Origin of the sequence: Actinokineospora globicatena, from assembly GCF_024171945.1 — a bacterium.
Classification (GTDB): Bacteria; Actinomycetota; Actinomycetes; order Mycobacteriales; family Pseudonocardiaceae; genus Actinokineospora; species Actinokineospora globicatena.
Genome location: NZ_JAMTCR010000003.1, coordinates 112,681 through 136,346, shown reverse-complemented (window position 1 = coordinate 136,346; position 23,666 = coordinate 112,681). Strand labels below are relative to the sequence as shown.

Below are 23,666 nucleotides of genomic sequence, written 5' to 3'. Positions count from 1 at the left end.
GTCAGCCTCTCTCCCGCAACGCCGCGAGCTGCTCCCGCATGAGCTCCAACTGGGCCAGCACCACGGTGACCACCGACGGGGCGGGCTCTTCGGGTTCCACCGGCTCCGGCACCTGCTCGGTGGGCCGCAGGCTCAGCACCTGGACGGCGAGCGTGTCGACCGTCGGGTACTTGACCAGCAACTGCCGGAACGGGATGCGCACCCCCAACCGGTCCCCCACCGCCCTGGCCAACTGGGCGATGACCAGGGAGTCCGCGCCCTGGTCGAGGAAGGTCACGTTCCCGGGGATCTCCTCCGGGGCGCCGCCGAGGAAGTCGCTCACCACCTTCCGCAGGTCGGCGCGGACCCCGTCCAGATCGGCGGTGCTGCTCGGTGTGCTCATGGCGCTGGTCCTCGTCGGTCGCGTCCCGGGCGGACTGGGCGGATCAAGCGGGCTGGACGAGTGGGGGTGGGCAGGAGCCCAGAAGGAGCGGCGGTCGAACGGGTACGTGGGTAGGTGCACCGACCGCGCGTCCGTCTCCGGCCAGGTCATGGGCACCCCCGCGCACCACAACGCCCCGACGGCACCGCGGAACACGACCGGCTGGGGACGGGTGTCGGCGCTGTGCGGCAACGACGACACAGCGACCACACCCGAGGCCCCATCGGCGTTGCGGCGGGCCAGCGACGTGAGCATCCGGCCAGGCCCGACCTCGAGGAACGTCCGGTGGCCTGCGGCGAGCAGGGTCTGAATGGCGTCACGGAACCGCACCGGCCCGCGCAGGTGCTGGACCCAGTACTCCGGGGTGGTGAGGTCATCGCTCCACTGGCCGGTGGCCCCGGACACGACGGGAAGCGTGGGCGGCCGCAACGGGAGTTCGCCGATGAGGTCGGCCAGAGCAGGCAGGATCGGCTCGACCAGCGGTGAGTGGCTGGCGACATCGAGGCCGACGACCTGGGCGTCGACCCCATCAGCGGTCAGTGCGGCAGCGAAGGCGGCGACGGCGGTGTGCGGTCCGGCGACCACCACGGACTCGGCCGCGTTGACCGCCGCCACCACGAGTTCCGGGCTATCAGCGAGCCGGTCCAGCACCTCGACCTCGGTCAGCGGCACCGCCAGCATCCGCCCCGGCGGCAAATCCTCCATCCGGCTGCCACGAAAGACCACGACGCGCAGGGCGTCCGCCGGGGTCAGCACCCCAGCGGCGCAGGCAGCGGCGTACTCACCGCTGCTGTGGCCGAGCACCGCGGCTGGGCGCACCCCCCACGACTCCCACAGCCGGGTGAGCGCGTACTCGACGATGAACAGGCCGACCAGGGCGGAGCCCGGCGCGGTCGCCCCGCCCTCGGGAACGTCACCGCCACGGACCAGCGCGTCAACGGCTGGCGACGAGTGCAGGTCGAGAAGCTCGTCCGCCGCTGCCCGGAAGACCGGTTCGCCCTGGTAGAGCCCGGCCGACATGCCAGCGTGCTGCGCGGCCCCGCCCGGGTAGAGGAAGACCACCCCCGGCGGGTCATCGGGTGCGGCGTGACCGCTCGCCGCGGCCAACTGCTCGACCGCGTCCGCACGATCAACCGCCGCGATCGCGGTCCGGTAGCCGAACTCGGCTCTACCGCGCCGAAGCGTGTGCGCGACGGCCGCCAAGTCCGGTGCACCCGTGCGCAGGAAGCCCGCGAGATCCTCACGCCGGGCGGCCAACGCGGTCGGGGTGCGCGCGGAGAGCACCAACAACTCCAGACCATCCGATGTGGACGGATCAGGGCGAACCGGCGCGGCCTCGACCACGACGTGCGCGTTGGTCCCGCCGATCCCGAACGAGCTGACCCCAGCCCGACGCGGCTCTCGTGGCCACGGCGCCGTCTCGGTCAGCACCCGGAACGGCGTGGCGGCGAAGTCGATCTCCGGATTGGCCGAGCGGAACCCGAGGCTGGGCGGAACGACGCCGTGGCGCAACGCCAGCACGACCTTGACCAACCCGGCCATCCCCGCGGCGGCGTCCGCGTGCCCGATGTTGCTCTTCACCGACCCCAGCCAGCACGACTCCGCGGGCAGCGGCCCGAACGCCCTGGCCAGCGCGGCCACCTCGATCGGATCGCCCAGCGGCGTCCCAGTCCCGTGCGCCTCGACATAGCCGATTGACTCCGCGGGCACCCCCGCCACGGCCAGCGCTTCCTCGATCACGGCGGCCTGCCGGTCCACACCCGGCGCGCTGAAGCCGACCTTGCCGGATCCGTCGTTGTTGACGGCCGACCCGAGGATCACCGCGTGCACCGGATCACCGTCGGCCAACGCATCGGCCAGGGGCTTGAGCACGAGCACGCCGACACCGCCGCTGGGCAGGCTTCCGTTGGCATCAGCGTCGAACACACGGCAGTGCCCGTCGTCCGAGGCCATGCCCTCGTCACGCAGGTAGCCCCGGCCCTGCGGTGCGCGCAACGCGACGGCGCCTGCGAGGGCGGTGTCGCACTCACCGTTGAGCAAGCTCTGGCACGCCAGGTGGACGGCCACCAGCGAGGTCGAGCACGCGGTCTGCACGGTGATCGCGGGACCAGTGAGGCCGAGCGAGAACGCCGTCCGAGTGGCCAGGAAGTCCTTGCCGGTGCTGAGGTCGAGCAGCTTCGGCGAATAGGTGCTCGCCACGGTCGGGTCAGTGCCGAGCAGCCGCCGGTAGTCGTCGGAGCCTTGGCCCGCGAACACACCGATCGAGCCGGAGAAGGCCGCTGGGTCGCAGGCTCCGTCCTCCAGCGCCGCCCACGCGGTTTCCAGGAACAGGCGGTGCTGTGGGTCGAGCAGCCCGGCCGCTTTGTCGGTGCAGCCGAAGAACTTCGCGTCGAACAGGTCGATGCCGGGCACATCGGCAGCGGCCGCGACGTAGTCGGGGTGGTCGATCTCCGCCGCGTCGACGCCCTCGGCGAGCAACTCGTCGCGGCTGAACCGGGTGATCCCACTACGGCCCGAGACGAGCAGGTCCCAGAACTCGCTGGCATCGCGCGCGCCCGGGAACCGGCAGGCCATCCCCGTGATCGCGATCCGGCCTTCCGTCTCGGGGCTCACCGGTTCCGCCTCCGCGCCAGCCGCTTGCCCGCCCGTTCGGCGCCACCCGACGGCGCCTGCCCCGCGTCGGCGGTCAGGTGCGCGGTCAGGGTGGCCAGGGTCGGGTTGCCGAACAACGCGGCCATGTCGAGCTTGCGGCCCAGTCGTCTGCTGATCTGCTGGCGGACGCGGACCAGGCGCAGCGAGTCGCCGCCGAGGTCGTCGAAGAAGTGGTCGTGCGGGCCGATGTCGGGGACACCGAGCACGTCGACGAGGATCTCGATCAGCGTCCGGCGCACCTCACCGGTCGTGCCGTGCTCGGCGTCCGGAGCGGCGGTCGGGTTTGCCCACCGGGGCATGGGGAGCGCGGCGCGGTCGAGTTTTCCGTTGGGGGTCAGGGGGAACGTGTCGAGCACCAGGATCGCGGTCGGCACGAGGTACTCCGGGAATCGCGTCCGCAGGTGGGCGCGGAGTCCAGCCTCGTCGACATCGCCCACTACGTGCCCGACCAGGCGGTGGCCACCGTCGGCGTCGCGCACCGCGCTCACTGACGCCGCACGGACCAATGGGTGCTCGCGCAGTGCGTTCTCCGGCTCCAGCGGGTCGACCTGCTGGCCCCGGATCTTCACCTGGTGGTCGACACGGCCCAGGAACGCCACCTCGCCGGTGTCGGTCACCCGGCCGCGATCGCCTGTGCGGTAGAGCCTCTGGCCGTCGGCGAACGGGTTGGGCAGGAACCGCTCGGCGGTCAGCGCGGGTCGGTGCAGGTAGCCGCGCGCGAGCCCGGCGCCGCCGAGGTAGATCTCTCCTGCTGTCCCCTGGGGCACGAGGTTCAGACCGGCGTCGAGCACGTGGATGGTGACTCCGTGGACAGCGGTGCCGATCGTCGGCACTTGGTCGCCGCGCACCCGGGCGACCGTCGCGCACACGGTGGCCTCCGCGGGCCCGTAGGCGTTGAGGAACTCGAACCGGTCGGCGAAGCGCTCGGCCAGGTCGATGCCGCACGGCTCACCCGCGGAAACCAGCGTTCTCAGGCCGGTGTCCTCCAGCGGGATTCCGACCACAGTGGAGGGTGACAGGGTGGCGACGGTAATACCGGCGGCCACGACGAACTCGACCAACTCACCGTGACGCTGCTCGGCGGTCGGTAGCACCAGGCAGGCACCGGTGAGCAGCGCCATCGACACCTCCCACACGAACGCGTCGAAGCTGAGCGGCGAGAACTGCAAGATCCGGTCGCCCGGTCCGGAGCGGACGACCTCGCGTTGCCCGGCCAGCAGGTTGACCGCGCCCGCGCGGGTCAGCTGCACGCCCTTGGGCACCCCGGTCGACCCGGAGGTGAACACGCAGTACGCCAGGTTCTCGGGCAGCGCGGCGACCGGGGTCCTTGTGGCCCCTCGGGCATCCGGCGCCACGACCACCGTGCCCTCAGCGACGACCAGCGCTTGGTCGGTGATCAGGAACGGTGCCCGCGCGAAGGACAGCATGAACTCGATCCGAGCGGGCGGATAGTCCGGGTCGAGCGGCAGGAACACCCCACCGGCCTTCAGCACCCCAAGCCACGCGACAAGCAACGCAGGCGACCGGGGCAGGCACACCGCGACAACCCGCTCAGGCCCAACACCGAGCGCGGCCAAGTGCCCGGCCAGCCGGTCGGCGCGCTCGTCCAACTCCCGGTAGCTCAGGTCGACACCGTCATGACGAACGGCAGGCGCGTCCGGGTCCCGCTCGACCTGAGCCGCGAACTCCGTCACGAGTGTGGTCATCTTGGGCTCGCCCCCTCACTGATCTGCGCGGCCAGCTCAGCCACTGTGGGGTTGGTGAACAGGGCTACCAGGGGCAACCCGGGGTCTAGCTCCGCGCGGATCCGGGTGACCACGGTGACGGCGATCATCGAGTGGCCGCCGAGGGCGAAGAAGTTGTCGTTGATGCCGATCTTGGGTAGTTCCAGGGTCTCCTGCCAGATGTGGCACAGGCGGGACTCGATGTCGTCGCGTGGGGCGACGTACGGTTCCACCACGACCGTCTCGCCGACAAGGGCGCGGCGGTCCAGCTTTCCGTTGCTGGTCAGGGGGAACGCGTCGAGCAGGCGGAAGACCGAGGGCACCAGGTAGTGCGGGAGGTGTTCGGTCAGGTGCGACCGCAGTGCAGCCGGGGTGACGTCGTCTTCGGTCGGGACGACGTAAGCGGCCAGTCGTGGGGTGCCTTGGTGGTCCGGCTCGGCCTTGACCACGGCGCCGTCCACCCCGGGGTGGCGCATGAGGGCGGCCTCCACCTCCGCCGGTTCGACCCGGAAGCCGCGGATCTGCACCTGGTTGTCGGTGCGGCCCAGGAACTCCAGGGTCCCGTCCGGCGACCAGCGGGCACGGTCCCCGGTGCGGTAGAGGCGAGCACCGTCGCCGAACGGGCTGGGAACGAACCGAGCGGCGGTAAGGCCTGGCTGTCCGATGTAGCCACGGGCGACACCGACGCCACCCAGGTAGAGCTCCCCCGGGACGCCTCGCGGGACCAGTCTCAGTTGGCCATCGAGCACGAACAAGTCAGTGTTGGCGATCGCTGTGCCGATGGGCGATCCGACGGTGGGGATGTCCGCGCCGATCAGCGTCTGGGTCGCGAAGACGCTGCACTCGGTGGGGCCGTACTCGTTGCGCCACCGCACGGTCCCCCGCTCGACCGGCAGCCTGCGCAGCACGTCGCCGCCGGTGAACACCTCGACCAGGGTCGGGACCGCGGCAACGAGCCGGTCGGCGAGCACTTCGAAGACCGGCGTGGGCAGGAAGGCGTGGGTGACACCGGTCGACGCCAGCCAGTCGAGCAGCGCGGTCGGCGACTGCCGGTCCTCGTCGCCCGCGAACGCCAGCGTGGCGCCGGAGGTCAGGCTCATCCAGATCTCGCACACCGAGATGTCGAACCCGATCGACGACACGGCGCTGACCACCGCGCCCGGGCCGGGGTTGAGGTGCTCACGGTGCCACTGGATCACATTGGACAGTCCACTGTGGTGGATCTGCACGCCCTTCGGTCGACCGGTGGAACCAGAGGTGAAGATCACGTACGCGGCGGACCCCCCAGTGCGCGTGATCTCCGGTGGAGTGGTCTGGCCTGCGGTGATCGGGTCACGATCGAGCAGGACGACCTCCACCCCCTCGGGCAGCTTGTCCGCGTGCTCACTGGTGGTGACGACCACACGAGCGCCCGCGTCCGTCACCATCGCGTCAACCCTGGACTCGGGTTGGCGCAGGTCGATGGGGAGGTATGCGGCACCGGCTCGCAAGATCGCGAGGATGGAGCGGGCGAAGTCGCGCCCGGCGGGCAGCCACAGGGCAACCACGTGCTCCTCGGCGACCCCTAGCGACCGCAGGTGGTGAGCCAGGTCCAGCGAGTCACCGGCAAGTTCACCGAAGGTCGTCTCGCCGGTGGCGTCGCGCACGGCGACGGCGTCTGGAGTGGCCGCCGCGTGCGCCAGGAACTCGTCGACCACTGTGCTGCCGGGCAGGTCGACGACCTGTCCCCGGCCAAGCGCCAGCAAGTCAGCCGTGTCCCGTTCGGACAGTACCGGCGCGGCGGAGATGGCAAGGCCGGGGTCCGTGACCACCGCGTCGAGCAATCGCAGGTAGTGCTCCGCCCAGCGCCGCAGGGTGTCTTCGGTGAACAGTGCGGCGTTGCCGATCAGCACGGCACCGATGTCGCCGGGGTCGAAGTGGACACCCGGCGCGTCGTCGAGCAGACCCGCGGGGTTCTCGAACAGGTGGCACTGGAGGTCCAAGTCCGACCGGGTACTACCGCCCGCGAACGCCCGGGCGACCAGACCTGACAGGGCGAACCGCTCCCCTGGGGCGTTCATCAGCTGGAACAGGGCCTGCACCAGCGGGTGGCGGCTCTGGTCGCGCTCCGGGCGTAGACGCTCCACCAACTGCTCGAACGGCAAGTCCTGGTGGGCGAACGCACCGAGCACGTCCTCGCGGACGCGGGCCAGCACCTCGCGGAAGTCCGGGTCGCCGGAGAGGTCCGCGCGCAGGACCAGGGTGTTGACGAACAGCCCGATGAGCTTCTCCGACTCCCCGGTGGGCCGCCCGGCGACCGGGGTGCCGACCGGGACGTCCGTGGTGCCGCTGTGTCTGCCGAGCAGCACCTGGTAGGCGGCCAGCAGCACGGTGAACACCGTCGCCCTAGCCTCGGCGCCGAGATCAGCGACCCGGCGGCGCAGCTCAGCGGGGATCCGGAACACGTGACTGCGGGCCGCGTCGGCCAACACCGGTGGACGCGGGTGGTCGGTGGGCAGGTCCACACTGGTCGGCAAGCCGTGGAGGCGCTGCGTCCAGTACGCCAACTGGCGTTCCCGGGCCTGGCCCTGGAACTGCTCGCGCTGCCAGACGGCGTGGTCGGCGTACTGGATCGGGAGTTCGGGGAGCGTGGCGGGTTCTCCGGCCAGCGCGGCCCGGTATGCCTCCGCGAGTTCGACGTTGAACAGTCCGGCGGACCAGCCATCGGAGGCGATGTGGTGGGTCACGAGCACCAGCACGTGGTCCGTCGCGCTGATCCGGAACACGTGGGCCCGGATCGCGAGGTCGGCGCTGAGGTCGAACGGCCGGGCGATCTCCTCGTCGACCCTCGCTCGGATCTCGCTGTCCGGCACCTCGTCCACCAGCAGCGGCATCGGGTCCGGCGCGGCCATGACGATCTGTCGTGGGACGCCGTCGTCCTCGACATACCGGGTGCGCAGGACTTCGTGCCGCGAGACGACCGCGGTCAGAGCGTGCTGTAGCGCGTCGATGTCGAGGGTTCCGGTGAGCCGCTGCACGACGTGCATGTGGTAGAGCGGCGACCCAGGGAGGAGCTGGTCGATGAACCACAACCGCTGCTGGGCGAACGACAGGGGCAGCACGCGGTCGCGTGACACCGGGCGCGGCGGGGTGACACCGGACCCCTTGGCGTCGCGCAGACTCGCCGCCAGGTCCGCGACGGTCGGGCCATCCATGAAGTCGCGCAACGGGATCTCGGCGTCGAACACGGTCCGCACCCGCGACAGGACCTGCATGGCCAGCAGGGAGTGGCCGCCCAGGGCGAAGAAGTCGTCGTCGACGCCGACGCGGGTCCGACCCAGGACCGCCTGCCAGATGTCGACCAAGGCCGACTCCACCGGTGTGCGCGGTGGCCGGTGCCCACTCGTCGGGTCGTCGCCGGGCGCGGGCAGTGCTCGTCGGTCGGCTTTCCCGTTCGCGGTCAACGGGATCGCGTCCAGCAGGACGAACTCGGTCGGGATGAGGTAGCCGGGCACCGCGCCCGCCAACTCGGCTCGCACCGCCGGGATCAGGGCACTCGCGGCGTCGCGACGACGGCGTGCCCGCAAGGGGTCATTGGTCAACTCAGCGAGCGACAAGTCCGGGCCTGGTGGCGTGGAGGGGAATTCGATGCGATCCGCCACGTCCGGGCGTGCCAGGACGACGTCGAGCAAGTCCTCACCCAGGTCCGAGATCCGCACCAACACCTCGAGCCCGGTTTCCAGCGCCCACAGCTCCTCCGGGTGCATCCCGGTCGGGTCGCTGGCCAGCAACCGCCCCGCCGTGGCGGTGCTACTCGGGTCGCCAATGGCCCGCAACGCCGCGATATCCCGCGTCACCCGCGCATTGGGCACTCCCCGGACACCAACAGCCTCAGCAGCGCCCGTCGCCTGCAAGTCAGCGATCGAGTTGGTCCACTGTGGAACAATGCCCGGTTCCTGTGGGCCGACGGTGATGACGACGTCATAGCGGTAGAGGTTCATCTCAGTAACGGCATGACCGTGCTTGGGAAGCACGTCCACTCGACCACCAGCAGGGGTGCGCGCCACCACCTCTCGGAACAGGCGAGGAGCGATGACCAGTTCGGTCTCATCCGCGAGTTCAGCCGCCAAGCGCTGGCGCAGGATCGCCGCCGGGTCGCCCTCGTGGGCCTTGGCCAGGACGACGGCCGTGTGGAAGGCCTCCAGCGTGCCGTATCCGCGCACGTCACCGACGAACACCGTGCCGCCGGGCCGGACGACCGTGACGGCCTGGCGGACGACCTCGGCGAGGTAGTCGGCGCCCGGGAAGTACTGCACGACCGAGTTGATGACGACGAGGTCCACCGAGCCGGGAGCGAACCCGGAGAAGTCGGTGGCCTCCCTGGTCAGGAGCCGTACGTTGTCGAAGCCCGCGTGGTCGAGCCGGTCCCGCAGGGTCGCGGTGGTGGCGGCGGAGAAGTCGGTGGCGGTGTACTCGGTCGCCGACGGGGCGAGTCGCCACAGCAGCAGCCCGGTCCCGCAGCCGATCTCCAGCACCCGGCGGGCGCCGAACGCGGCGATCCGGGCGACCGTGGCGGCCACCCACTCGGCCATGTCCGGCTCCGGGATCGGCAGGCCGGTGAAACTGCTGTTCCAGCCGTCCAGGTGCAGCGTCGGGTCGGCGGCGGCGCGGGACTGGGTCTCGTCGAAGATCGCCCGCCACGTGGCCACCTGGTCGCCGCGCTGGCCCGCGTCCACCGGCACCTCCTCGGGCACCAGGTACCCGACCAGCCTGCGCTCCCCCGGCACGTCCTCGCGCACCGCGGCGACAGCGGCCCGGACCCCGGCGCACCCGCGCAGCGCCTGCTCGACCTCGGCCAGCTCGACGCGGTGCCCGCGCACCTTGACCTGGTCGTCGACCCGGCGCAGGAACTCCAGCGTGCCGTCGGGCCGCCACCGCACCCGGTCGCCGGTGCGGTAGATCCGCTCCCCCTCGGCGAACGGGTTCGGGAGGTACCGCTCGGCGGTCAGCCCCGGCCTGCCCTGGTAGCCGCGCGAGAGGGCCACGCCGCCGATGTAGAGCTCGCCGGGGTCGCCTATCGGGACCAAGCGCAGGGCGGGGTCCAGCACGTACACCGTCGTGTTGGCGATCGGGCCGCCGAACGGCACGCGAACGGTCGCCGGGTCCACCTCCCGGGGCACGTGCTGGCTGGTCGTGAACGTGGTGGCCTCGGTGGGGCCGTAGCAGTTGCTGATCACGATGTCCGGCAGCGCCGCGTACGCCCTGGCCACGTGCGCCGCGGATGTCGGTTCGCCGCCGGTGAGGACGTGCCCGACGCCGTGCAGGATCGTGGGGTCGGTGTCGACGATGAGGTTGAACAGCGAGGTCGTCAGGAACACCACGGCGGGCCGGGTGGCGTGGAACAGCTCGCCGAGGCCCGCCGGGGTCGGCACCCGCTCCGGGGAGATCGCGCAGGTCGCGCCGTGCAGCAGGGCGCCCCAGATCTCGAAGGTCGCCGCGTCGAACGACAGTGTCGCCAGGTGCGCGATCGTCGAGTCCGGCCCGAGGTCGGCGTAGTCGGCGCCGCGCACCAGGCGCAGCACGGACCGGTGGGTGACCTCGACGCCCTTGGGTCGACCGGTGGACCCGGAGGTGTAGACGACCAGGGCCACGTTGTCCGGGCGCGGACTGGGCAGGTCACCGGTCGCGGGCGGGTACTGCTGGTCCACCCGCACGCGCCGGGTCCGCGCTGGGAGCGGCACCTGGTGGGCGGCGGAGGTGATCGCGATGTCGATGCTGGAGTCGGTGACCATGAACTCGACGCGGCCAGCCGGGTAGTCCGGGTCGATCGGAACGTAGGCGCCGCCTGCCCGGGACACGGCGATCAGGGCGACGACGGCGTCGATCCCGCGCGGCAGGGCTACCCCGACCCGGACTTCCGGGCCGACGCCGAGGTCACGCAGGTGTGCGGCCAGCGCGGATGTCCGGCGATCCAGTTCGGCGTAGGTGACCCGGTGTTCGCCTTGGACGAGGGCGATGGCGTCGGGGTCTTGGTCGGCGAGCACGGCGGGCAACGACCGGTCGCCGTCGTACGGCACGGCGGTGTCGTTCCACGCCAGCTGCCGGGCCGTGTCCCGGGAGGCGCGCAGCTCGCTGATGGGGCGGTCGGGGTGGTCGACGACCAGGTCGAGCAGGTCGGTGAACTCGCGGACCAAGCGTGCGACGGTGTCGTGCTCGAACAGGTCCGCGCTGTGCACGAACACCCCAGCGAGGTCGCCGTCCTCGAGGTCCAGCTCGCCGTCGAGCACGCCCGCCGGGTTCTCGAACAGGTAGCACTCCAGGTCGAACCTGGTCCGGGCGCCGTCGTGGGCGAAGGACGCGCAGCGGGCACCGTCGAGGCGCAGCGGGTCGGCCGGGGCGTTCATCAGCTGGAAGGCGACCTGGGTCAGCGGGGTGCGGTCGGCGGCCCGGTCCGGGCGCAGGCGCTCGACGACCTTCTCGAACGGCAGGTCCTGGTGGGCCAGCGCGCCGAGCACCGCCGTCCGGGTCCTGGCCAGGGCCTCGCGGGGCGTGGGGTCGCCGGACAGGTCGCCGCGCAGCACCAGGGTGTTGACGAAGAACCCGATCAGCGGCTCCAACTCGGCCCTGGTCCGACCCGCGACCGGGACCCCGACGAGCACTTCCCGCGCGTCGCAGAACCGGGCGAGCACGGCCTGGAACGCGGCGAGCGCGACCATGAACAGCGTCGCCCCCTCGGACCCGGCCAGGTCGGCGAGCCGCCGCCTGGTCCGCGCGGGCACCCGGAACATGACCTGACCCGCGCGGTGGGTGGGGACGTCCTGGCGGAACCGGTCACTGGGCGGGGCGGCGTTGAGCGGGGCGCCCGCCAGCTGCTCGACCCAGTAGCCGAGTCCGGTCGCGGTGGCGTCGTCGGTGAGCTTCTCGCGCTGCCACACGGCGTAGTCCGCGTACTGGACCCGGAGGGCGGGCAGCGTGACGGGCTCGCGGCGGTGGTGCGCGCGGTAGAGGGCGGTGAGGTCGCGGGCAAGCACCCCGGCCGACCACCCATCGGAGGCGATGTGGTGGACGGTGAACAGCAGGACGTGGTCTTGGTCGGCCAGTCGGAGCACCTGGGCGCGCAGCATGGGGTCTCGGGCGAGGTCGAACGGGGTGGCCGCTTCCTCGTCGGCGAGAGTCTTGGCCACTTCCTCGCTGGGCGATGCCGAGAGGTCGACCAGGGGGAGATCGATGGGCGCGGGCGGGTCGATCACCTGGTACGCGACCCCACCGTCCACTTCGTACCTAGTGCGCAACGGCTCATGCCTGGCCACAAGATCACTGAACGCCCACCGCAACGCCGGGATGTCCAACTCACCCGTGACCCGGTACGCATAGGGCATGTTGTAATACGCGGTCCCCGGCGCCAAATGATCCAAGAACCACAACCGCTGCTGCGCGAACGACAACGGCAACCGCCGCCCCCGCCCCACCCCCACAATCCCCCCAGCCCGCTGCGCCAACACCCTCTCCACCAACTCCCGCCGCAACGGGTCCAACGCGGCCAGCCGCTCCGCAGAACCGGTCATGACGGGGTGTCCTCTCTGGTCAGGGTGGCCAGGCGGCGTTGGACCTCGGCGTTGGGGAGGTTCTCGATCTCGGCGAGGAGGGTGTCGAGGGAGGTGGCGCGGATGAGGGTGGCCAGGGCGGTGATGGTGCGGCGGGTGAAGAGTTCGACCACGGGGAGGTCCACGCCGAAGCGTTGGGTGATTCGGGCGGCTAGTTGGGCCGCGAGCAGGGAGTGGCCGCCGATGGTGAAGAAGTCGTCGTTGGTGCCGACCTGGTCCAGGCCTAGGACGTCCTGCCACAGTGCGCACAGGTCGGACTCCACCTCGTCGCGTGGGGCGAGGTAGGTCGTCGCGGGGGTCACGGGGAGTTGGCGGAGCGCGGATCGGTCGAGTTTGCCGCCGGGGGTGAGCGGTAGGGCGTCGAGTGCCACGATCGCCGACGGGACCAGGTAGTCAGGCAGCGACAGCGCTACCCCAGCGCGAATGTCCTCTATGGACAAAGTGCCAGGCGCGACGAAGGCGATCAGGCGGTCGTTGTCGACGAGCACAGCGGCCGCGCGGACCCCCGGCTGACGAGACAGCGCCAACTCCACCTCAGCAGGCTCAACCCGATGACCCCGCACCTTGACCTGGTCGTCCCCACGACCCAGGAACTCCAACGTGCCATCAGGGCGTCGCCGAACCCGATCACCCGTGCGATAGATGCGGTCACCGGCACCGAACGGGTTGGGCAGGAACCGTTGCGCGGTAAGACCCGAGCGACCATACCCGCGCGCGACACCCGGTCCAGCCAAGTACAACTCGCCAACCCGAGCAGGCCGCAGGGCACCATCCAGCACGTAGGCCACCGTGTTCCCAATAGGACAGCCGATCGACACGCGAGCGGTATCCGGGCGAATCGTCGGCGACACCCGGTCCAGCGTGGACCACGTCGTGACCTCGGTCGGCCCGTAGCAGTTGCTGATCACGGCCTCCGGCACAGCCGCGAAAGCCCTCGCCAGGTGCTCAGCCGACGCCGCCTCACCGCCGGAGTACACGTGCCCGGCACCGGCGATGGCGGTCGGATCCAGGTCGATGACGGTGTTGAACAACGCGGTGGTCAACAAGAGCGCGTCCGGCCGGTGGTCGCGGGTCAGCGCAGCGATCCCGGCGGCGGTCGGCATCGGCTCCGGCGAGATCACGCACGTCCCGCCGTGCAGCAGCGGCACCCACACCTCCACGGTCGCCGCGTCGAACGACACCGACGAGACGTGCCCCACGACCGGGTGCTCGGGCCACCGGCGGCAGAACACCAGCCGCAGCACCGATCGGTGGCTGATCTCGACGCTCTTCGGGGTGCCGGTCGATCCCGAGGTGTGGAACACGACGGCGAGGTTGTCGGGGTGCGGACTCGAGGTGAACGGCTCGGCCCCGTGGGCATCGTCGACGAACACGCGGCGAACGTCGTCCGGGAACCGCTCGTGGACCTCCCGAGCGGTGACGACAATCCGAATGCCTGCCTCGCGGACCATCAAGCCCAGGCGTTCGGCGGGGTACAGCGGGTCCAGCGGCACATACGCCGCCCCGGACCGGCTGATGGCCAACATCGCCACCACGGCGTCGATCCCCCGCGAGAGCCCCAGCCCGACGCGGACCTCCGGTGCCGCACCGAGCGCGCGCAGGTGTCCGGCGATGGCCGACGAGCGCTGGTCCAGCTCCCGGTAGGTGAGACGCTCTTGACCGCACACCAGCGCGATCGCGTCCGGCCTGGCCAAGGCCTGCTCCGCGAACAGCTCGGGAATCGTGCGGTGCCGCGGAAAGTCAACGGCCGTGTCGTTCCAGTCCGGGTGTTCCACAACGGCGGGCAACACGCCCTCCGGGTCCGCCGTCGCCGCGTCGAGCAACGCCACGAACCCGTCGGCCAGCTCCGCGATCGTGGCCCGGTCGAACAGGTCCGCGCGGTAGATGATCGAGCCGCTCAGGCCACCCGCGGGGTCCGGCACGAGCGAACAGCCCAGGTCGAACTCGGCGGTGAGGGCGTCATCGGCGAACGGTTCGGTGCGCAGACCGGGGAACGGCACGGGCGCGTCCGGCAGGTCCAAGAGCTGGAACGCCACCTGCACCACCGGGTGCCTGCGCACATCCCGTTCCGGGCTCAGGAGTTCCACCACCCGTTCGAACGGCAGGTCCTGGTTGTCCAGCGCGGCCAACACCGTGTCCCGGGTTCGCGCGACCAGGTCGGCGAAGGTGCGCACCCCGGCCAGATCTCCCCGCAACACCAAGAAGTTCACGAACAGGCCGACGAGCCCCTCCAGCTCCGGCCGCCGCCGACCCGCCACCGGTGACCCGACCGCGAGCTGGTCGACCCCGCAGAACCGGCTGAGAACCAGGTGGAAACCGGCCAGCAGCACCATGAACGGGCTCGCGCCACTGGCCCGCCCCACCCGCGCGATCCGCAGGCGCAGGTCGTCCGGGACGTGGAAGGGGAGCTCCGCGGCGGTCCCGATCGGCGTGTCGGGCCGGACGCGATCGACCGGCAAGTCCAGGACCAGCGGGAGATCCGCCAACTGCTTGGTCCAGTACTCCGCCTGCGCGCGCAGGTCGTGGGAGTCCAGCCGGGCGTTCTGCCACAGCGCGTAGTCCCCGTACTGCAACGGCACCGGCGGGACCCCGCGCCCGCCGTAGAGGGCGCTGATCTCCCGTTCCAGCACGCCGAGGGACCAGCCGTCGAGCGCGATGTGGTGGCCGACCACCGCGACCACGTGGTCGTCAGCACCAAGCCGGACAACGACGGCCCGCAACACGGCTCCGGTCGCCAGGTCGAGGCCCCGGCTGACCTCGGAGATCACCTTCCGCGCCGCAGACTCGTCTCCCGCCTCCACCACAGGGAGCTCGACATCCCGCGCGGCGCCCACGACCTGGTGCGGCACACCGTCGGGCGCGGTGTAGCGGGTGCGCAGGACCTCGTGCCTGCGCACGACCTCCGTCACCGCGCGGCGCAGCGCGGGCACGTCGAGCGGGCCCGAGACCCTGCGCACGAGGGCGGTCGTCGGGACGCGGTCGGGGAACGCGGCCTGCTGGAACCACAGCCGCCGCTGCGCGGGGGACAGCGGCACGGGCCGACTAGGTCCGGTCATGGGATGTCCTCGCTGGGTAGTCGCGCGCCGGAGGGTGACTAGAAGGCGGACCGCAGCAGTCGTGCCTCGGCCAGGTGCTCGACGACGACGCGCAGGTGGGCGCGCACGGGATCGGGGTGCTCGACGACGAAGAAGTGGCCGCCGGGGAACACGGTCGCCGAACCGCCGGTCCCCCGGGTCGACCAGGCACGCAGGTCGTCGCGGGTGACGCCCGGGTCGTCGGCGCCGCCCACCGCCACGACGGGGATGTCCAGCGGCGGCCGGTCGAGTGGCTCGGAATAGGTGGCCAGCCGCGCGACATCGGCGCGCAGCGCGGCCAAGAGCAGGAGAGCGGTCTCGGGGTCATCGCGCACGGACGCCGGGAGCGCGGTGGTCAGGTCGGCGTCCGGGTCGAGCACCGGCAGCCGATCGGGCGCGGGAAACGCGGCCACCGCGAGGAACAGCGGCGGGTCCGCACCCAGGTCGCGCAACTGGTGGGCGACCTCGAAGGCCAGCAAGGCACCCGCGCTGTGCCCGAACACCGCGAACGGGCGATCCGCCTCCGCCACCACGGCGTGCGCGAAGTCGGCAGCCAATTCCCGCAAGCCCGACGTCGTCGCGTCGCCGACCGTAGACTCACGGCCGGGCAGCACGGCGGTGCCCGTGCGCAGGTCGCCGCCGGTCAGCGGGGCGAAGCAGGACGCGCCGCCGCCGGCGTACGGGAAGCAGAACAGCAGTGCGGGCGCGGTGTCCGGCCCCGCCCAGCGGAACCTCGGTGGTCGCGTCGCCATGGTCAGGCCGGGGCGTCCATGGCCAGCCGCAGGCTCGCCGGGCGCAGGTCGGTCCACACCCGGTCGATGTGGGCGAGGCAGTCGGCCTTGCTCCCCGAGACCCCGGTCGCCCGCCACCCGGCGGGCACCTCCCGGTCCAGGAACCACACCGAGTACTGCTCCTCCCCGTTGACCACTACCACGAACCCGGTTTCCGGCGCGTCGATGTCCACACGACCTCCCTCGAATGGAACTCCCCCTGCCGTGGACGCGAAAGAATCGGACAATCCCGCCTGAATTCGGCCGCTCGATCACGCCACCGGGGGAACGTAACAGCCTGTCTCAACACCCGACAACGGGTCGGGTTCACACCACCCATTCGGCGCAGGAAGCGGCCGTTGGGGTAATCCGCGCCCCCTGGCCGAAACACGTACCGAACTCGGCGGGCACCCGGGTTTTCCTACTGATAGCAGGGATCGCACCGCGCGGGGGCGGCGATCGACCCCGACCGACCGGTCCGCCCCCATTCCGCCGCGCACCCCCGTCCCCCGCCCGGTGGAGCATTGCGTTGACCCGGTCGGTCCGAATTGGCATTGACCCACGACCGGGCTGGCGCTCGATTACGTGGCGAACCGGCGGCGAATTCGGACTGAATTTTGCCGCAGGCCACTTATGTCCACCCGACCGTCCCGGGGGAGAATTCGGGCGTCTGGTCACCCGGTGGACGGTCGCGCCGGGATCACGCGTGGTCGAGCAGGTGCCGCGAAGGGCCGTAGTCGATCTTCCAGTCGGTGTAGACGCCGACCGCGTCGTCGGTCAGGCAGCGCAGGCCGACGCTGATCCAGCGGACCTCGCCGTCGGCGTACTCGGCGAAGCCGACCGCGACCGCGAACGTCCCGCCGCCGCAGGGGCACTCGCACTCCCCCGGTTCCGCGTGGTCCCAGTGCTCCGCGCTGTCGGCGATGGCGGTGATCTCCTCGCACGCCACGCAGAACCGCTCAGCCCACCCCTGCGTGTCGTCCACAGCGACCCGGAACTCCCGTCCACCGCAGACACAGACGGAGTCGACCACGTGCGCCACGGGATAGCCGCCCGCCTGGTGGTCACGCAGGCAGTCGGCCAACAGCGGGTCGTGGACTGTCATCGGCGCTCCCGGTCGTGGTCGTGGTGGCCGCGCCATCGCACCAGGTCCGCGATCGGTCCACAAGGGTCGCCCTCCACAGTGGACCAGTTGTCGGAGCCAGCGGGCCAGTGGTCAGAGCCGCAAGGCCAGTCGTCGGAGCCGGCAGGCCAGACGTCACAGCCGGAAGGCCAGTCGTCAGAGCCTGCGGGCGGAGCGCCAGGCGGTGGAGTAGTGGCCGCCGTCGTCGAGCAGCGAGGTGCCCGCGACGTCGCCGAGGGTGGGGCCGTTGATGCGTTCCCGGCTGGAGACGAACCGGTGGTGGCCCCGGTCGTCGAGCCCGAGGTAGATGCCGACGTGGTCGAGGGTCTGCGGGTCGTCCTCGACCTCGAAGAACACGAGGTCGCCCGGTTGCAGGCGGGAGTACTCGGTGGCGCGGCGGAACTGGTTGCGCACCAGTGCCACGCCGGGGCCGAACTCGGAGATCGCGTAGGCGCGGCGCGGGATGCCCTGGCCCTGGGTGTTGGTGCCCAGCAGCGGCATCCCGAGCCGGTAGCCGAAGACCAGCCGGACGTAGCCGGAGCAGTCGACCGAGCCGTAGCGGCTCTTGTCGGGTTGCTCGGACGGGCCGTCGGGGAACTCCCACGGCACGCCGAGGTAGTCGTAGAAGTCGGACTGCTCCTGCCTGCCCACCCCGGTCGGCTTGACCGGGCCGAACGACGCGTCGCCGCGGTAGCGCACGCCCGCCTCGTCCCGGGCGTCCGGGGCGCCGATCAGGTACTCGGTGGCCACCTGCAGGACGTCCGGGCTGGTGTCGTCGCGGGCGGTGGCCCACCACTGCTCGAACCAGTCCGCGTGCTCGGCGCCCTCCGCCCACGGGCGGGGCAGCAGCCGCACCCAGGAGGTGGTGGTGACCGTCGCCGCGGTGGCCTCGGGCTCGGCGAAGGTGCGCCGGGGGCCGGTGATGACCGCGGTCCTGGCCTCGTCGGTGAACACGGCGAGGACGGCGCCCGCGGTGTCGCGCAGCATCGTGCGGTCCGGGTCGGCGAGCCGCTCGTAGACCGGTTCGCCGCCGCCGTCACCGCCGCTGAGGGTGCTGACCTCGGGTGTCGCGGGCTCGGCCGACCGGGTCGACAACCACACCACGACCCCGGCGACCAGGGCGGCGACCACCCCGCCCGCGACCAGCAACCGGGTCCGGCGGTCGGGCCCGCTGGGTGTCGTGCTCTCGCTCGCGTCCATGTCGTCGCCCCCTCGGTCGGACTCGGTCGAAGCAGACATCACATCAGACGGTGGGCACGAGCCCCGCGAGCACCCCGCTGGCGAGCACCCCGTAGCCGGCCGCGCTGACGATGCTGGTGGCAAGGATCGTGATCACCGGCGGCTGCCTGACCAGCTGGTAGGCGATCAGGCCCGGCACCACGAAGCCCAGCGTCTGGTGCGAGAACAGCAGCGGGAAGTCGCTCTGGATCAGCAGGAACAGCGTGGTCTGCAGCAGCACCCCGGTGAGCACCACGGCCGCGAACAGCCGCTTGCCGTAGAGGATGACGACCCGCTGCAGCAGCTTGACCACGCCGAAGGTCAGCGCGCTCATCACCACCACGATCAGCGCCCGGCGGTAGTCCTCGACCAGGGTCAGGCCGAGCCAGCCGGGCGTGATCATCCCGCCCGGGGACAGGTTGGTGGTGAGGTAGCAGGCCAACGAGAACACCAGCCCGATGGCCAGTCCGAGCGTCGCGACCTCGGGGGCCAGTGTTGCGGGGTTCATGGCTGCTTCCTGGGCGTCTGGTGGCGTTCGGACGGATCGACCTGACCGGGCGGGCGGGTGCGGGTGGTCGGATCGGGATGGTCGACGTGCGGCTTCTGGACCGGCTCACGCCGCCCCCCGGACCGCCGGGCCCACTCTTGGTCCCCCTCGACCTGCCTACCCCGAGCAGGCGGCTCGACCTCACCGCGGACCGGCGGACCAGGCGGCTCAGGAGCCCGCCGCCGCCCCCGCGCGGGCGGCTCGCCAGAACTGTCCGGCCAACCCCCCTGCTCACCCTCCACCCGCCGCGACCGGGTGGGCAGCTCAGGTGGACGTGACCGCACGGGCGGGTCGACCGGGCCGCGGTACTCGGTGGGCGGCTCCGGCTGGTGGGGCCGCTGAGGCCTGGCGTGCCGAGACTGACCGGTCGACTCCCCGACGGCGCCGTGGAACTCCGTCGGCGGCTCAGGCTGGCGTGGCCTCCGGGGTAGCTCCCGGTCAGGCGGCGCTGCCGCGCGCTGCCGGGCAGGCGTCTCGCCGGGATTGGGCGACTCGGTGGGCGGTTGAGCCGCCCGCGACCGCACGGGCGGGTCACCGGCAGGTCCGTGGAACTGGGTGGGCGGGTCGACATACCCCGACCTGTCCCCCGGCGGCTTGGGGCGACCGGGGTCAGCGGGGTGGGCGATCCCGGCACGGGAGTCAGACCCAGGTGGACGGGTGGGTGCGGGTCGGGGACCGGAGTTCTGGTTGGGCGCGGGGACCTGGCCGGAGGGCTGCGGCGGCGGGGTGCGGAACTGCCCCGGACCAGGCGGCACGGCGAACCGACCGGAAGGCTGCGGACCTGGGAACTGGTCCGAGTGCTGGGGCCGCGGGCCGGAGAACTGGCCAGGAGGGCGCTGACCGGGGAACAGGCCGGGAGGGCGTGCGCCGGGCGGCGGTCCGTGACGGCGCTGGCGGCCGCGGTCGAACACGGGCTCGGGCCTGCGGGGGTCCGGCGGGATCGGGGCCGGGGCCGGTGGGGCCTGGTCGGCGGCGTCCGCCGGGACCTCCTCCAAGCCCTCGAAGACCTCCAGCAGCAGTTCGCCCTGGCCGTGGATGTTGCCGATGGTGACCAGGGACGCCGTGGTGTCGATGTCGGCGAGGATGGCGTCGAGGAGTTCGTGGGCGGGGCGGGCGCCGCCGAGGTCGTTGACGCGGTCCTGCCACTTGTCGTCGATGCTGACCCGGGCGCTGCGGGTCGGGTCGCCGATGAGGATCACGCGGTCGGGGGCGATCTCGGCGATCAGGGCGCCCATCTGCCGGTTGCGCTCGACCCGGTCCGGGCGGCAGTTGATGACCACGTGCAGCGGCGCGCTGATGGACCCCTGGTCGAGCAGCCGCTCGATGTTCATCAACGTGGACTCCGGGTCGTTGGCCGCGAAGACGTTGGCCAGCTTGACCCGCTTGTCGCCCGCGGCGCGGGTCTGCACCGACAGCACGCCCGGGTCCGGCGGGGCGGACCACATGCCGGTCAGCGCCAGCTGCCGGTTGACGCCGAGCAGCTCGGCGACCTTGAGCGCGATCGCCACGTTCTCCTTGAAGGTGACCCAGCTGAACCCGGCCATCTCCGCGTCGGTCACCGACTCGGGGTCGACCGCGATGAGCTCGCAGTCCCGCTTGTCGGCTTCCTGCTGGAGAATCTCCAGCCGCTCCCGCTCTGCGGTCACGCACACCCCGCCGACCGGCATGGACCGGCTCAGCGAGCGCGCGACGTCGTCGAGGGTCGGGCCCATCTCGGCGAGGTGGTCCTCGCGGACGTTGCACAGCACGCCGATGGTCGACTGGATCAGCTTGCTCTGGTTGATCTCCTGCAGGTCGGGCATGACCGCCATGCACTCGATGACCAGCACGTCGGAGCGGTAGGCGGCGGCCCGGCGGACGATGCCGATCTGCTCGACGACGTTGGCGATGCCCCACTTGCGGTAGACGGGTTCCTCGCTGCCGTCGGGGTGGATGAACCGGGCGGCGGTGCCGGTGGTCTTGGCGGTGGTGACGAGCCCGCCGCCGCGCAGCGCGCCCGCGCACAGCCGGGTGATGGAGCTCTTGCCGCGGATGCCGTTGACCAGCACGCGCTGCTCGATGCGGTGCAGGTGGGCGAGGTGCTTGCGCTGTTCGAGCACGCCAGCGGCCAGCAGGACCCCGACCGCACCCAGGAACACCAGGTACAGGTAGGTCACGCGCGGCCCTTCCCGGCTCCGGGGCGGGCCGGGGTGCGGCGCCGCGCGTCGGGGATGGGGATGGGCCCCGAGCGGTCCAGGTCGTCGTCGGGATCGTCCTTGATCGCGCGCATGACCTGGGTCAGGTCGGTGGCCGCGCCGTGCGGGCGGCGGACCTCGCCGAGGCGGCCCCGGCCGTCGACCGCGGCCTGCCTGCAGATCTCCAGGCAGGAGGCGATGGTGCCGACCTCGTCGTGGCGCTGCGGGTAGATCACCGAGCGCAGGTCGCCGCCGACGAGCTGGTCGGCGTCCCTGGCGACCCGGCGCAGCGGCCCGAGGGTGGCGAACAGCAGCCAGCCGTAGCCGAACAGGGCGATCAGCGCGGCGAGCAGGGCCACCATCTGCGCGTGCTTGCGGATCTTGTTGACCGGCAGGGCGAGTTCGGTGGCGGGCTTCTCGGTGACCACGGTCCAGCCGAGCCTGCCGACCTCGCCGCCGAGCACGGCCGCCGCGGCGACGATGCCGGTGCCGTAGGCGCCCTCGGCGATGTCGCCGACCACGCCCGAGCCGCGGGCCCGCTCGACCCCCGAGCGCAGCCCGGCGGCGGTGACCTCCTCGAACGCGAGGTAGCCGTCGGTGGCGACGATCGTGCGGTAGTCGGGGTCGACCACGCGGGCGTGCCCGGGGACGTGGCTGAGCAGGGTGCCGATGTGCTCGACGTCGAACTCGGCGACCAGCGAGCCGCCCCGGCCACCCAGCGGCGCCTCGGCGAAGAGCACCGGGACCCGGCCCGCGTGGTTCTGCTGGCGCAGGCCCGCGGACTTCGCCGGGGGCTCGGTGGTGCGCAGCGGCGGCCTGCCGACGGGCTCGCCCGCCTCGCCAGCCGCGTTGACCACGTAGAGGCTGCGGTACCGGGTGTGGGCGACCTTGAGGCCCTCCAGCCCGCTCTTGACCGCGTCGGCGCCCTTGGCGGTGCCCGCCACGGCGACCAGGTCGGCGAGCCCGTCGTTGACGCTGCGGCGCAGCGCCTCGGTGGCCATGGCGGTCTGCGCGCGGGTGCTCGCGACGATGGTGGGCGGGATTTCGACGTCGCCGGTGCGGGAGAGCACCAGCATGCCGCCCGCCCAGAGCAGGACCGGGACGACGACCACGGCGGTGGCCTTGCGCGCGGTCACGGTGCGGCGGGGGCGGGCGTGGGAGTCGGTTGCGGGTCCGCCGCTGATCTTCTCGCGGCAGGCGCGGGCGGCGGCCACGACGCGGGACACCTCGTCGGTGCGCGACCCGCGGACCCGGGTGCCGACCTTGCCCGCGGCCAGGGCCAGCAGGTCGGCGCGGACGCGCAGGATGGGGCCGGTGATGGCCCGGCGCACCCCGTACCAGCCCGCCAGCGCGATCAGCACCAGCGCGGCGGCCGGGATCAGGCCCGCGCCGCGCGACCCACCGCCGACCACGGGGCCGTCGGCGACGGCGACCACGGCGAGGTCGAGGCTCTCGGGGCTGGCCGACGGGGCGACCCTGGCGTAGGCGAGCGTGGTCTGGGTGTCGCCCGCGACCGGCCCGAGCAGGGTGCCCGGCGCCGTGGTGGCCGCCTTGCCCGCGTCGGCGATCGACCCGTCGACGCCCTGGACCTCCTTGCGGGAGACCGGGCCGGTGGACGCGACGACCGTGCCCGACAGCGTGGTCAGCACGAACGACTGCCGCAGCAGCGGGTCGCTGGACGGCTCGGGCAGCCGGACGGCCGAGGTGGCGGCCAGCAGCCTGCCGTCGGTGAGCGGGACGACGGCCACGAGCAGGACCTCGCCGCCGGGCGCGGTGCTCGCGGTGACGGTCGGGGCGGTCACGGAGGCGGGGATCGCGGTCACCGGCACCTGCTCGCCGCGGGTGGCGGTGAACGAGCGGCTGGGACCGGACAGCACGGCGACGCCGCGCCACCTGCGGTCGCGGGCCAGGGCGTCGAGCGCGGGGTCCACGGCGCCGGTGACACCGCGCGCGGCGGCACCGAGGTCGGCCAGGCCCTGGTTGGCGCCCGCGCCGATCGACCGGGCGGTGCCCTGCGCGATCTGCCGCTGGGAGTCGAGGAAGGCGTCCGGCACGCGGCCGCCGCCGTCGGCGTCGAGCAGCACCGCCGTCGCCCCGGCGAGCAGCAGGAACAGCACCAGGACGACGGTGGGCAACGAGCGCGCCGACGCCGGGAACCCGGCCTCGGGCAGCTGCGCCGCCAACCGCCTCACCTGGTCGTCACCATCCGTGACAGCCCTCTGCCGCACCACTGATTCTCCGACCATCTTCTGAGTGAGCGGCGCCCCCCGAAAGCGCCATTCCCGATCACAACTCGCTAGATTCTGCACCAGAACGTGTGACTCCCGCCCGATCGGGTGTCCGCCAATCACGCAGCGAATGCCCTGAAAGGGTGAAACAC

Annotated in this window: 11 protein-coding genes; all 11 read right to left on the bottom strand. The window is 72.0% G+C overall.

Going from position 1 to position 23,666, the window contains the following annotated elements:
* Position 1: 1 nt before the first annotated feature.
* The gene (locus LV79_RS13985) at positions 2–3,034 is read right to left on the bottom strand and encodes a type I polyketide synthase (protein ID WP_253836335.1); all 3,033 of its coding nucleotides are present in this window, start codon (positions 3,032–3,034) and stop codon (positions 2–4) included.
* Complete coding sequence (locus tag LV79_RS13980; protein ID WP_253836333.1) at positions 3,031–4,779, bottom strand: non-ribosomal peptide synthetase; 1,749 nt, start codon at positions 4,777–4,779, stop codon at positions 3,031–3,033. The genes LV79_RS13985 and LV79_RS13980 overlap by 4 nt, the downstream gene beginning before the upstream one ends.
* Positions 4,776–12,341, bottom strand: coding sequence for a non-ribosomal peptide synthetase (locus LV79_RS13975; RefSeq protein ID WP_253836331.1), 7,566 nt, complete (start codon positions 12,339–12,341; stop codon positions 4,776–4,778). The genes LV79_RS13980 and LV79_RS13975 overlap by 4 nt, the downstream gene beginning before the upstream one ends.
* The gene (locus LV79_RS13970) at positions 12,338–15,436 is read right to left on the bottom strand and encodes a non-ribosomal peptide synthetase (protein ID WP_253836329.1); all 3,099 of its coding nucleotides are present in this window, start codon (positions 15,434–15,436) and stop codon (positions 12,338–12,340) included. The genes LV79_RS13975 and LV79_RS13970 overlap by 4 nt, the downstream gene beginning before the upstream one ends.
* Positions 15,437–15,474: 38 nt before the next feature.
* Entirely contained in the window at positions 15,475–16,206 is a 732-nt protein-coding gene (locus LV79_RS13965) for a thioesterase II family protein (protein ID WP_253836327.1), read from the bottom strand.
* A 2-nt stretch (positions 16,207–16,208) separates the two neighbouring features.
* Positions 16,209–16,418 (bottom strand): MbtH family protein, encoded by a 210-nt coding sequence (locus tag LV79_RS13960; RefSeq protein WP_253836324.1) that lies wholly within the window; start codon positions 16,416–16,418, stop codon positions 16,209–16,211.
* 506 nt (positions 16,419–16,924) lie between these two features.
* Positions 16,925–17,329, bottom strand: coding sequence for a hypothetical protein (locus tag LV79_RS13955; protein ID WP_253836317.1), 405 nt, complete (start codon positions 17,327–17,329; stop codon positions 16,925–16,927).
* A gap of 174 nt (positions 17,330–17,503) precedes the next feature.
* The gene (locus tag LV79_RS13950) at positions 17,504–18,586 is read right to left on the bottom strand and encodes an NlpC/P60 family protein (RefSeq protein WP_253836316.1); all 1,083 of its coding nucleotides are present in this window, start codon (positions 18,584–18,586) and stop codon (positions 17,504–17,506) included.
* Positions 18,587–18,590: 4 nt separating this feature from the next.
* Complete coding sequence (locus LV79_RS13945) at positions 18,591–19,073, bottom strand: poly-gamma-glutamate biosynthesis protein PgsC/CapC (RefSeq protein WP_253836314.1); 483 nt, start codon at positions 19,071–19,073, stop codon at positions 18,591–18,593.
* The gene (gene pgsB, locus LV79_RS13940; RefSeq protein WP_253836313.1) at positions 19,070–21,268 is read right to left on the bottom strand and encodes a poly-gamma-glutamate synthase PgsB; all 2,199 of its coding nucleotides are present in this window, start codon (positions 21,266–21,268) and stop codon (positions 19,070–19,072) included. The genes LV79_RS13945 and pgsB overlap by 4 nt, the downstream gene beginning before the upstream one ends.
* Positions 21,265–23,478, bottom strand: coding sequence for a HAMP domain-containing protein (locus LV79_RS13935; protein ID WP_253836311.1), 2,214 nt, complete (start codon positions 23,476–23,478; stop codon positions 21,265–21,267). The genes pgsB and LV79_RS13935 overlap by 4 nt, the downstream gene beginning before the upstream one ends.
* Between the last annotated feature and the right edge of the window lie 188 nt (positions 23,479–23,666).

Bases quoted from the DNA above. Each gene is read 5' to 3' on its own strand.
- LV79_RS13980 (WP_253836333.1), bottom strand. From the start codon at position 4,779: ATGACCACACTCGTGACGGAGTTCGCGGCTCAGGTCGAGCGGGACCCG.
- LV79_RS13975 (WP_253836331.1), bottom strand. From the start codon at position 12,341: ATGACCGGTTCTGCGGAGCGGCTGGCCGCGTTGGACCCGTTGCGGCGG.
- LV79_RS13970 (WP_253836329.1), bottom strand. From the start codon at position 15,436: ATGACCGGACCTAGTCGGCCCGTGCCGCTGTCCCCCGCGCAGCGGCGG.
- LV79_RS13965 (WP_253836327.1), bottom strand. From the start codon at position 16,206: ATGGCGACGCGACCACCGAGGTTCCGCTGGGCGGGGCCGGACACCGCG.
- LV79_RS13955 (WP_253836317.1), bottom strand. From the start codon at position 17,329: ATGACAGTCCACGACCCGCTGTTGGCCGACTGCCTGCGTGACCACCAG.
- LV79_RS13950 (WP_253836316.1), bottom strand. From the start codon at position 18,586: ATGTCTGCTTCGACCGAGTCCGACCGAGGGGGCGACGACATGGACGCG.
- LV79_RS13945 (WP_253836314.1), bottom strand. From the start codon at position 19,073: ATGAACCCCGCAACACTGGCCCCCGAGGTCGCGACGCTCGGACTGGCC.